10 protein-coding genes and 1 pseudogene are annotated in these 10,020 nt (G+C 65.6%); 7 read left to right on the top strand and 4 right to left on the bottom strand.

Going from position 1 to position 10,020, the window contains the following annotated elements:
* The first annotated feature begins 30 nt into the window (after positions 1-30).
* Positions 31-741, top strand: a pseudogene (locus tag ACIGKQ_RS24890) (aldehyde dehydrogenase family protein).
* Between the two features lie 96 nt (positions 742-837).
* Here ACIGKQ_RS24890 and ACIGKQ_RS24885 read toward each other — a convergent pair.
* Together ACIGKQ_RS24885 and ACIGKQ_RS24880 are read right to left on the bottom strand one after the other, a co-directional pair.
* The gene (locus ACIGKQ_RS24885) at positions 838-2,082 is read right to left on the bottom strand and encodes an MFS transporter (RefSeq protein WP_266060433.1); all 1,245 of its coding nucleotides are present in this window, start codon (positions 2,080-2,082) and stop codon (positions 838-840) included.
* A 94-nt stretch (positions 2,083-2,176) separates the two neighbouring features.
* A complete protein-coding gene (locus ACIGKQ_RS24880) occupies positions 2,177-2,779 on the bottom strand; it encodes a TIGR03086 family metal-binding protein (protein WP_266060434.1) in 603 nt (200 codons plus the stop codon).
* Between the two features lie 90 nt (positions 2,780-2,869).
* Here ACIGKQ_RS24880 and ACIGKQ_RS24875 point away from each other — a divergent pair, with 90 nt between their 5' ends.
* Together ACIGKQ_RS24875 and ACIGKQ_RS24870 are read left to right on the top strand one after the other, a co-directional pair.
* Complete coding sequence (locus ACIGKQ_RS24875; protein WP_266060435.1) at positions 2,870-3,802, top strand: YafY family protein; 933 nt, start codon at positions 2,870-2,872, stop codon at positions 3,800-3,802.
* A 111-nt stretch (positions 3,803-3,913) separates the two neighbouring features.
* The gene (locus ACIGKQ_RS24870) at positions 3,914-5,017 is read left to right on the top strand and encodes a DUF2235 domain-containing protein (RefSeq protein WP_266060436.1); all 1,104 of its coding nucleotides are present in this window, start codon (positions 3,914-3,916) and stop codon (positions 5,015-5,017) included.
* A gap of 98 nt (positions 5,018-5,115) precedes the next feature.
* Here the strand turns inward: ACIGKQ_RS24870 and ACIGKQ_RS24865 are convergent, their stop codons facing one another.
* Complete coding sequence (locus ACIGKQ_RS24865) at positions 5,116-5,553, bottom strand: DUF1330 domain-containing protein (protein ID WP_396575153.1); 438 nt, start codon at positions 5,551-5,553, stop codon at positions 5,116-5,118.
* Positions 5,554-5,779: 226 nt separating this feature from the next.
* A complete protein-coding gene (locus tag ACIGKQ_RS24860; protein WP_266060439.1) occupies positions 5,780-6,094 on the bottom strand; it encodes an EthD family reductase in 315 nt (104 codons plus the stop codon).
* Positions 6,095-6,300: 206 nt separating this feature from the next.
* Here ACIGKQ_RS24860 and ACIGKQ_RS24855 point away from each other — a divergent pair, with 206 nt between their 5' ends.
* From ACIGKQ_RS24855 to ACIGKQ_RS24840, 4 genes are all read left to right on the top strand, one after another.
* Positions 6,301-6,750, top strand: coding sequence for a MaoC/PaaZ C-terminal domain-containing protein (locus tag ACIGKQ_RS24855; RefSeq protein WP_266060440.1), 450 nt, complete (start codon positions 6,301-6,303; stop codon positions 6,748-6,750).
* A gap of 89 nt (positions 6,751-6,839) precedes the next feature.
* The gene (locus ACIGKQ_RS24850) at positions 6,840-7,937 is read left to right on the top strand and encodes an enoyl-CoA hydratase/isomerase family protein (RefSeq protein WP_396575152.1); all 1,098 of its coding nucleotides are present in this window, start codon (positions 6,840-6,842) and stop codon (positions 7,935-7,937) included.
* On the top strand, positions 7,930-8,706 hold the full coding sequence (locus ACIGKQ_RS24845) for an enoyl-CoA hydratase (protein ID WP_328713560.1): 777 nt from the start codon (positions 7,930-7,932) through the stop codon (positions 8,704-8,706). Before ACIGKQ_RS24850 ends, ACIGKQ_RS24845 begins: the two co-directional genes overlap by 8 nt.
* Positions 8,707-8,944: 238 nt before the next feature.
* On the top strand, positions 8,945-9,919 hold the full coding sequence (locus ACIGKQ_RS24840) for an alpha/beta hydrolase family protein (RefSeq protein ID WP_328713697.1): 975 nt from the start codon (positions 8,945-8,947) through the stop codon (positions 9,917-9,919).
* Positions 9,920-10,020 lie beyond the last annotated feature (101 nt).

Here is a 10,020-nt window from a genome sequence, read left to right as displayed (position 1 = left end):
CCCGCTCACGAGTCTCCTGATCGAACTTGCGTGGTGCAGCCATACCGACATTCTCCTGGTGAGATCACGGTCTCCACCAGACCCAGGACGGCTCATGTCGCCGACGTCGCGCAGCAGGCTTGGGAGTTCCGCACCTACAACGGCGGTCAGGTCTGCAACTCGAACAAGCGGATCATCGTGATGAATGAAATCTACGACGAGTTCGTCGCACAGTTGAAGAAGCGTGCCGAGGGGCTCACGCCGGGCGATCAGCTGAGTCTCGGCGACGGCGAGTATGTTCCGCTGTCTTCGCGATCGGCTGCCGAGACCGTGCATGCATAAGTGCAGAAAGCCCTTGCCGAGGGTGCGACGCTCGTGGCGGGCGGCGAACTCGCAGAGGGGAGCGCCGCCTATTACTCGCCCGCGGTTCTGACCGACGTCCCGGTGGGGTCGCACTCGTATCGGGAGGAGATCTTCGGTCCGGTTGCCACCATCTATCGGGTCTCCAGCGACGCCGAAGCCCTACAACTGGCCAACGACTGCCATCTGGGTCTGGGCGGTTCCGTGTTCTCCACCGACGAGTCCCGCGCGGCGCGCATCGCGGCAGAACTCGAAGTCGGTATGACACATGTCAACACGATTGCTGCCGAGTCCGCAGAGCTGCCGTTCGGTGGGGTGAAGGCCTCCGGATTCGGACGAGAAATGGGACCCATCGGGATCGGCGAGTTCGCCAACCAGCGGCTGTACTTCGTCGCGCGGTAGCAGAGCGGTCGGCGGCCGGGAGCGTCACGCCCTGGTCCCTGTCACGCCGCCCTGAGGTTCGAGCTCGCGAGCCTCAAGGGAGCGAGCTTGCGAGCGTCACGCAGGGCCGCCCTCCGTCGACCGCATCCGGACCGGTCGACGACGATTCCCGCGCCGCCACACCGCGGCACCGAGTGCGGCCGCGACGAAGCACGAGACCGCGCCCACTCCGAGACCCACCCGCGCATCGGTGACCTCACAGATCGCGCCGATGATGGGTCCTCCGATCGGGGTAGAGCCCATGAACGCCACCGACCACAGCGACATCACCCGTCCACGCATCCGCGGGTCCGCGTTCAGCTGCAGCGTCGCATTCCCGGTGGACATGAAGGTGACGCTGAGCCATCCGACAAAGAACAGCGCGGCGATCGCGACCGGCAACGACGGGGCGATCGCGGTCGCGGCAATGGTCACTCCGAAACCGGCTGCCGCGATGGTCAAGGGCCGCAGGCCGGTGGTGCCACGCGCCGCGACAAGCAGACCACCGACCACAGCTCCTACCCCCATGGCCGAGGTCATGAACCCGAGCGCCTGCGGGCCACCCTCGAACGTATCGGCGGCGGCCGCGGGCAGCGACACCTGGAACTCGTAGGCAAGCGTGCCGACGAGCGCCATCATCACCAGCGGGATCCACAGGGCGGGGGAGCCGCGAACGTACCGCAGACCCTCGCGGAGCTGTCCCTTGGCGCGGGCGATGGGCTCTTCGTGTTCGATGGTCGCGGTGTTCATCGCGACGAGCGAGACGACCACCGCGACGAAGCTCAGCGCGTTGATCGCGAAGCACCATCCGGCGCCCACGGCCGCGAGGACGAGACCGGCGACGCCGGGTCCCACTGCTCGGGCCGCGTTGACCATCACCGAATTCAAGGTGACGGCGTTGCGAATCAGCTCCTCGCCCACCACCTGATGGATGAACGCCTGGCGGGCCGGGTTCTCGAACGCATTGTTGAGGCCGACGAGCAGCGCCAACACTGCGACATGCCAGATCTGCACCCACCCGCCGAGTGTCAGCACCGCGAGGATGCCGGCGAGAATCCCCATGATGGTCTGCAGCACGATCATCAACCGACGGCGATCGACCCGGTCGGCGATCACTCCCGCGTAGGGGCCCAGCAACAGGATCGGCAGCGCTTGCAGGGCGACGATCGCACCCAGTACAGATGCCGACCCGCTGAGCGTCAGAACGAGCCAGGCCTGGGCCGTCATCTGCATCCAGGTTCCGGTGAGTGACAGCGTCTGCCCGGCGAAGTACAGCCGATAGTTCGGGTTGGACAAAGAGGCCAAAGCGCCCTTCGGTGTCACGCCGTCCGTACTCACTTCGGGCGTACGACGGAGAGACACAGGGATCCATTCTATGCCGCCGAATTCCGGTCACCCGATCTGCGGATGAGCGCGGTCACTGTGCGGCCGCACCCACCCAGGGCGACGATGAACGTCCGGTCCAGTTCGCCAACCGTTCGGTCGGACCGGCCTCGGGGCGAGGCTCGACGACCGGTCCGAACGGCACGTCGGGGTTGGCGCGGATCTCGGCCGGGATGAACTGGCGCGCGACCGCCAGTACCGGGTCGACCACGGCCGGATCGGTTTCGGCGGACTGACCGGTGGCGACAGCCAGGTCCCAACCGTGCACCAGGGTCTCGCTGACGTAGCCCCACAGCGCGCCTGCTCCCGGGACCTCACCCCACGGGACGGTGACCGGCGCGGTCAGGGTGGCGTCGTCGGACCACAGCTCGATGGCTTTGCCGACGGTGACGGCGTATGAGTGTGCGTCATAGGTGTCGGCGAGGCGGGGCAGTGCGAGGGCGTCGGCACCCTCGGCGAGCGCGACCGCGCGGTTGGCCGTGGCGATCAGGTGTGCGGCGAGCGTGCGGACGTCGAACTCGTCGCAGGGTGTGGGGGCCGACCATTGATCTTCGGACACGCCGTTGAGCAATTCGGTGACCCACGCGGTGGCGGCGGCGTAGGAGGGGCGGGGATCGGCGGTCTGGGAGTTCGTCATCGTGATTCCTTTGAGTTTCCTGGCTGGTGATCTCAGTCAATCTCCTAATCACGACATCTTCTGTCGTGATTGTGCGACAGAATCGGGGATGTGCGAGCCGAACGTCTCATCGCGGTGCTGATGCTGTTGAAGAAGCATGAGCGGCTGACCGCTGCTGCCATCGCCGAGGAACTCGGTGTCTCGGAGCGTACGGTGCTGCGCGACATCGATGCGCTGTCGTTGTCGGGCGTGCCGGTGTATGCCGAGCGCGGTCGACACGGTGGTTTCGCGTTGCTGCCCGGCTATCGCACGGATCTGACGGGGCTGACCGTCGATGAGGCGACATCGTTGTTGGCCGGCACCGGGCGACTGGATTCACCGGCATTCGCCAGCGCGATGCGCAAGGTGGCCGCCGCGCTGCCCGAGGCTCATCGTGGCCGGGCGGTCGACGCCGCTCAACGTGTCCTCGTCCGGCCCGAGGGTTTCGTGCGTGAACCAGAAAAGGTGAGCGCGTTGGGGGCCGTGCAGCAGGCGGTGTTCGATGGTCGACGACTGCGGGTCGGTTATCGCAGACGCGGCGATGACGAAGTACGCGAACGGATTCTCGATCCCATCGGTCTCATCGTGGCTGGCGAGACCTGGTACTTCGTCGCGGCAGTGAACGGTGACGAACGCATGTATCGGGTGTCGCGGATGTCCGACGTCGAGGTCCTCGACGAGCCGGCGCAGCGGGATCCTCAGGTCGACCTCGACGAGATCTGGCAACGACATCGAAGCGCGTTTCGGGCATCGTTCGAACCGGTCGAGGTGGTGATCGACTGTGCTGCCGAGGATCTGGATCGACTCGGGCGTGCCGTCGCGATTCACGACACCGCGACGCCCAACGCAGCGACCGTGCGAGCCCGGCTACGGTACGCCGACCGGACACGAGCACTGAGGATGGTGTGGGCTCTGCTGCTCGAGCACTCCTTCGACGTCGTCGAGCCCGACTGGATACACGACGCCATCAATGCGCGGGCGCGCGATGTGCTGCGGACGCCGTGACCCGCCGACGAGCCCGGCGGCAGCTGTCGATCAATCACGCGACGCATGAACCATTCGACGCCGCATAGGATCTAAAGCACCTGTTCCACCTGAGAAGGAGATCAACTCATCATGCCGAGACGGCTGATCGTGTGTTGCGACGGCACCTGGAATGTGTTCGGGCAGAAACACCCGACGAACGTGGTCAAGCTGTATCAGGCGATCGCCGGCACCGACGATGCCGGCGTCATCCAGGACTCCGTTTATGTGGCCGGGGTCGGGACCAAGCCGTGGCACAAGGTTCGCGGAGGAGCACTGGGACTGGGGCTGTCCAAGAATGTGAAGAAGGGGTATCTCGAACTCGTCGATATGTACGAACCCGGCGACGAGATCTTCTTGTTCGGGTTCAGTCGCGGCGCATATACCGCGCGTAGCATCGCCGGTTTCATCCGCAACGCGGGCCTGCTGTCGCGAGAGCACCGCGGCCGTCTCGACGAGGCCTTCGCGCTGTACCGCGATCGGGACCGGTCGTCGGCGCCGAGCGGCGAACGCGCCGTCGAGTTCCGTGAGCAGTATTCACATGAGGTGCCGATCCGCTTCATCGGGGTGTGGGACACCGTCGGCTCGTTGGGAATTCCACTCAGCGGCAAGCTCTTCGAATGGATCAACCGACGGTGGGCATTTCACGACACTCAGCTCAGTTCCACCGTCGCGGCCGCTTATCATGCGTTGGCCATCGACGAGAAGCGCGGACCGTTCAAGCCGACGCTGTGGCGTGCGCAGCCGGATGCCCCGGACAGCCAGATCATCGAGCAGGTCTGGTTTTCCGGAGTGCACTGCAACGTCGGCGGTGGCTATGCCGACAGCAAGATCAGCAACATCCCACTGGTGTGGATGATGGATCGGGCGCGGCGTCACGGACTCGCGTTCAACGATGACAAGGAAGCACCGGCATCGGGACCGGCGACCGTCAGCGTAATCAGCGCGATCAGCCAATTCCTCATCGACACCGACGCGTTCGCAGTCCCGCTCCAGGAGTCACGGAAAGGCTTCTACCGCTTGATCGCTGGACTTTCACGCCCTATGGGGGTCGTCGACTCCGGGCATGAGTTCGTCGCATCGAGCGCGGCCCGCCGGATGGACACCGTCGCCGCCTACGATCCGGCGAACCTCGCCGCCTATCGAGAAAATGACGGACCAGAGCTGGCAGTCGATTTCCACCCGACCGAGACCTGAGCTTGGCCTGTCGAAACTTCCGACCGCAGTTCCCGGTTCCGGCTTGGAGCCGGAGCTGCGGCCAGAACGGTTGCGCCGTCGGCGGCGGGCGGCTCCGGCTACGACGTGGTCGTCGCGATGAGCCGGGAATCGGCCAGTGCTGCAGTGCGATGGCGCGACAACGACTGGTACTCGGGATCGGTGACCATGTCCAGGAACGCTTTCGGGTTCGGGTAACGCACCAGCAGTATCGAATCCCACGTTTCGTCGGCCGGGCCGATCACGGTGGGACCACATTCGCCGTGGTACACCACCTCGGCGCCCGCCTTCTCGATGTGTGGGGTCGCTGCCGCGCCGTAGCGGCGATAGGCCTGCTCGCCCGAGATCGGCTGCTCGGGGGCGAGATCATCGGCGGCCGAGTAGTCGGCCACATCGCGATACCGCAGCAGATTGAGCATCGTGACCGGCTGATCGGCAGGTAACTGCATGACCTCGGCGAGCTGGTGACGGCGCGGGTCGACGGTGCGGCGGTCGGTAGGTGGGAGGTCGGTGCTCATCGGTCCACTGTAGGTTGTCGCTCCCCGGCGATTGCGACGAATAGGTCGCCAAGGCTGGCACGGCCAACCCGCCTCCCGCGCAGTAGCGATCTACCACATGGAGAACTGACATCCACACAGGGTTGTAACCGCCGTGGATGTCAGTTCCCCGTGTGGTTGGCGTCGGGTCCGCACACCGGTGGAAACGACGGACCACCATCGACGTGGCGTCGAACGCGCCGAGCGGTTACCGCAAAACCGAGGCTTCCTCCTGGGTGAACATCGTGACACCACCGGTGGCGAAGTTTGCGACGTCAGCGCCGGCCGCCGCCATCTCCTCGGAACCCGCAGCCGCCATCAAGGCCTCTTGGTCGGCGAAGTAGAGGTTCGCAACGGCGTAGTACGGCGGCTCCGAACCGTCGAGGGTAGCGGCCTTGCCCCAGGTGTAGTCGGTCAATCCAGGGACCTTCGACGCGAGGGGGATGTGGACCTGCTCGTAGTACTCGTCAAAGGCGGCGGGATCGTTGGGATGCCCGTAGCAGACGGCGACGCGGATGGTCATGTGGTTACTCCTTCTGGACTGTGGGACCTAGTGGCATGTCCCGGTGAGCTCACCGTAGGTGGGCGGACTGAGTGAGAGGGCACGGATCGTCGGAAGAGATCGGCGGCAAGCGCATCGGCGGCCACGTCGGTGCGAACGAGGCCACCTGCGTGCGGTCCGCCCGGCCGCTCGCATCTCATCCGGCAACGCCCGATAGCGTGACCGCGGTGACCACGGAATCCCGCGCCTTTGCCGACGACCTCGAAGTGGGCCGTCATCACGAGTTCGAGACCTTCACCATCAGCGAAGGCGACCTGGTGGACTTCGCCTCCCAGTGGGACCCGCAGAGCTTTCACGTCGACGCCGACGCCGCTGAGTCGGGTGCCTTCGGTGGACTCATCGCCAGCGGCATCCACACCTTGGCGGTGTTCCAGCGGTTGGCCGTGCGTGCGGTCTTCGATCACTGGCAGGTGATCGCCGGACGCCGTCTGGTCGATGTCGCCTTTCTGCGTCCGGTCCGGCCGGACGACACCCTCACCGGGTCGATGACCATCGACACCGTCACCTTCGACAAGCCGGGTCGTGCGCTTGTGACCTGCGCCGGACGCCTGGTGAACGGCGACGACCGCGAGGTCCTTTCGACGACGATGGAAGTGTTCGTGCGCGCCCGGGACTGAGGTACTCGGGACCTGCGCTGTACTCCTTTACTAGGATATGCAAGTATCTGAGGGGTAATCGGACGAATCTGCGCGAGGGAGATCTGAGCATGGTGGACGAACCGTCCGTGCTGTCCACGATCGACGCCGGGGTCGCGACCCTGACGTTGAACCGGCCGAAGTCGATCAACGCGCTCGACCATCCGATGGTGACCGCCATGGACGAGCTCCTGCACGGCTGGGCGGCCGATCCGCAGGTCAGCGCGGTGGTGCTGGTCGGTGCCGGCGAGCGCGGTCTGTGTGCCGGCGGCGACATCGTGGCCATTCACCGTGATGCCTCGGCGCTGAGCAGCTCCGGCGCCGGTGACGCCGAGGCGGCGGCGTGCCCGTCCGCTCTGTTCTGGGCCGACGAATACCGGCTCAACGCCGACATCGCGCGCTACCCCAAGCCTTATGTCGCCATCATGGACGGCATTGTGATGGGTGGTGGTGTCGGTGTCTCCGCCCACGCCAACACCCGGGTCGTCACCGACCGCACGCGCCTCGCCATGCCCGAGGTCGGGATCGGATTCGTGCCCGACGTCGGTGGCACACACCTGCTGGCCCGGGTGCCGGACAACCTCGGCGTCTACGCCGGGCTCACCGCCGGCCAGTTGTCCGGTGCGGATGCCATCGAGCTCGGTCTCGCCGACCACTACATCCCGGCCGCCGACCTCGGCGCATTCCGTCGGGCGATCGGCGAGACCTCGCTCGATGACGCGCTCGCCAAGTATGCACAGGAACCGCCCGAGTCGAAGATCGCCGGGCAACGGGAGTGGATCAGTCAGGCTTTCGCCGCCGACTCCATCGCCGAGATCATCGACCGCTGCAGTACCGCCGGCACCGACGATGCCAAGAAGACCGCCGCCACCATCGCCGGCAAGAGCCCGCTCGCGCTGGCCGTGACCCTGCGGTCGCTGCGGCAGGCTGAACCCACCCTGCCCGAGACACTCAAGCGTGAATTCCGGGTGTCGCTGCGCAGCCTGCTCAATCCCGATATGGCCGAGGGTATCCGCGCGCAGGTGATCGACAAGGATCGCAACCCGGCGTGGCGCCACACCGATCACACCGCCGTCACCCCCGCCGAGGTGGACGCCTTCTTCGCGCCGCTGCCCGACGGCCTGGAACTTGTCATCAACCCCGCACCGCAGGAGGATTCGAGTGTCTGAGCACGAGACCATCATCGTCGAGCGTGACGGGCGCGTCGGCGTCATCACCTTGAACCGGCCGAAGGCGCTCAACGCGCTCAACACCACGCTCATGACCGAGGTCGTCGGCGCGGCAACCGCATTCGACAAGGACCCGGACATCGGGGCAATCGTGATCACCGGGTCGGAAAAAGCCTTCGCCGCCGGCGCTGACATCAAGGAGATGTCGTCGAAGTCCTACAGCGACGTCGTCGGCGAGCAGTTCTTCGCCGCCTGGGACGATCTGGCCCGCCTGCGCACCCCGATCATCGCGTCGGTGACCGGGTACGCCCTCGGCGGTGGCTGCGAGCTGGCGATGCTCTGCGACATCCTGATCGCCGGTGACAACGCGGTATTCGGTCAGCCCGAGATCAATCTCGGCGTGATCCCCGGCATCGGCGGATCGCAGCGCCTGACCCGCGCGGTCGGCAAGGCCAAGGCGATGGATCTGATCCTCACCGGCCGGAACATGAAGGTCGACGAGGCCGACAAGCTCGGGCTGGTGTCGCGGGTGGTGCCGAAAGAGAACTGCCTGACCACGGCCAAGGAAGTGGCCGAGACCATCGCATCGAAATCATTCATCGCGGCCTCGCTGGCCAAGGACGCGGTCAACCGCGCCTTCGAGTCCGGCCTCGGCGAGGGGATCCGCGCCGAGCGGGCACTGTTCTACTCGACATTCGCCACCGACGACCAGGCCGAGGGCATGGCCGCGTTCGTCGAGAAGCGTGAGCCGAAGTTCACCCACTCCTGACATATACCCCCAATCGCCAACGCCACCTTGCTTCCAGAGCAAGGTGGCGTTGGCGATTCGGGGTGGCTGCCGAGAGGCCGGCGCCCGCACGTCACAAGTGCCTAACGAGCACCGTTCCGGCTGTTGGTTGAGCTGCTCAACCGTTAAGGTTGTGACAACTGTGACTTGTGAGGTTGGAGGGAAGGTGTTGGTGAACGCACTCGGGGGACGTCGATGGCGCGTGTGGGTGGCTGCGGCGATGACGGCGACCGTGGGTCTCACCCTCGGCGCGGCAGCTGCGCAGGCGACACCGACCCCCGACCCCAAGATCTCCCGCGTCGACACCGTGATCCACGACAACCCGCAGCACACGACGCTGATCGTGTGGTCGGCGTCGATGCAGAAGATGATCCCGATCACCGTGCTGCGTCCGCGCAACACCAGCAAACCCCGGCCGACGTTGTATCTACTCAACGGTGCCGGCGGTGGTGAGGACTCCGCCACCTGGACGGCCAAGACCGACTATGTGAAGTACTTTGCCGACAAGAACGTCAATGTGGTCACCCCGATCGGTGGCGCGTTTTCCTATTACACCGACTGGCAGCGCGACGACCCGGTCCTGGGCCGCAACAAGTGGCAGACGTTCCTGACCAAAGAACTCCCGCCGCTCATCGACAAGGAATTCGATACCACCAAGGTCAATGCCATCGCGGGTATCTCGATGGCCGGGACGTCGGTGCTGAATCTCGCGATCGCCGCCCCCAAGCTGTACCGGTCGGTGGCCGCCTACAGTGGTTGCGCGCGCACCAGCGATCCGTTGGGGCAGGCCTACATCCGGATGGTGGTGGCTGACCGCGGGCAGGGCAATCTGACCAACATGTGGGGGCCGGTCGGTGGACCGGGTTGGCGGGCCAACGATCCCTACCTGCGGGCGGCGAAGCTGCGCAGCACCAAGGTGTACATGACCAGCGGTACGGGTCTGCCAGGAAAGTACGACCAGATGAATGCCGAACTGGTGCAGGGAAATCCGCTGGTACTGGCGAATCAGGTGGTGCTCGGCGGCGCGATCGAGGCGGCGGTCAACCAGTGTACCCAGGACATGGCGGCGCGGCTTCGGTCGCTGCGCGTGCCGATGAAACTGATTGCGCGACCCAACGGGACGCATTCCTGGCAGTACTGGGAATCCGACCTCAAGCGCACGTGGCCGATGATCGCGGCGGATCTGCGGCGGTAGCAGGCGGCTGATCTGTAAGGAAGGTTAGGTGAGGTGGCGTCGCTGACTGGCGTCGTGGGCGCTGGGTCGGGACGGTTTCGGGTCAGGACGCTTTCTCGAGG

It is taken from the genome of Gordonia sp. NPDC062954 (assembly GCF_044543825.1).
GTDB lineage: Bacteria > Actinomycetota > Actinomycetes > Mycobacteriales > Mycobacteriaceae > Gordonia > Gordonia tangerina.
This window is presented reverse-complemented; position numbering and strand designations above follow the sequence as displayed.

What these genes read in the sequence shown, in the direction of transcription:
- ACIGKQ_RS24880 (WP_266060434.1), bottom strand. Translation starts at nt 2,779, where the DNA reads ATGACGAACTCCCAGACCGCCGATCCCCGCCCCTCCTACGCCGCCGCC.
- ACIGKQ_RS24870 (WP_266060436.1), top strand. Translation starts at nt 3,914, where the DNA reads ATGCCGAGACGGCTGATCGTGTGTTGCGACGGCACCTGGAATGTGTTC.
- ACIGKQ_RS24840 (WP_328713697.1), top strand. Translation starts at nt 8,945, where the DNA reads ATGACGGCGACCGTGGGTCTCACCCTCGGCGCGGCAGCTGCGCAGGCG.
- ACIGKQ_RS24860 (WP_266060439.1), bottom strand. Translation starts at nt 6,094, where the DNA reads ATGACCATCCGCGTCGCCGTCTGCTACGGGCATCCCAACGATCCCGCC.
- ACIGKQ_RS24865 (WP_396575153.1), bottom strand. Translation starts at nt 5,553, where the DNA reads ATGAGCACCGACCTCCCACCTACCGACCGCCGCACCGTCGACCCGCGC.
- ACIGKQ_RS24850 (WP_396575152.1), top strand. Translation starts at nt 6,840, where the DNA reads ATGGTGGACGAACCGTCCGTGCTGTCCACGATCGACGCCGGGGTCGCG.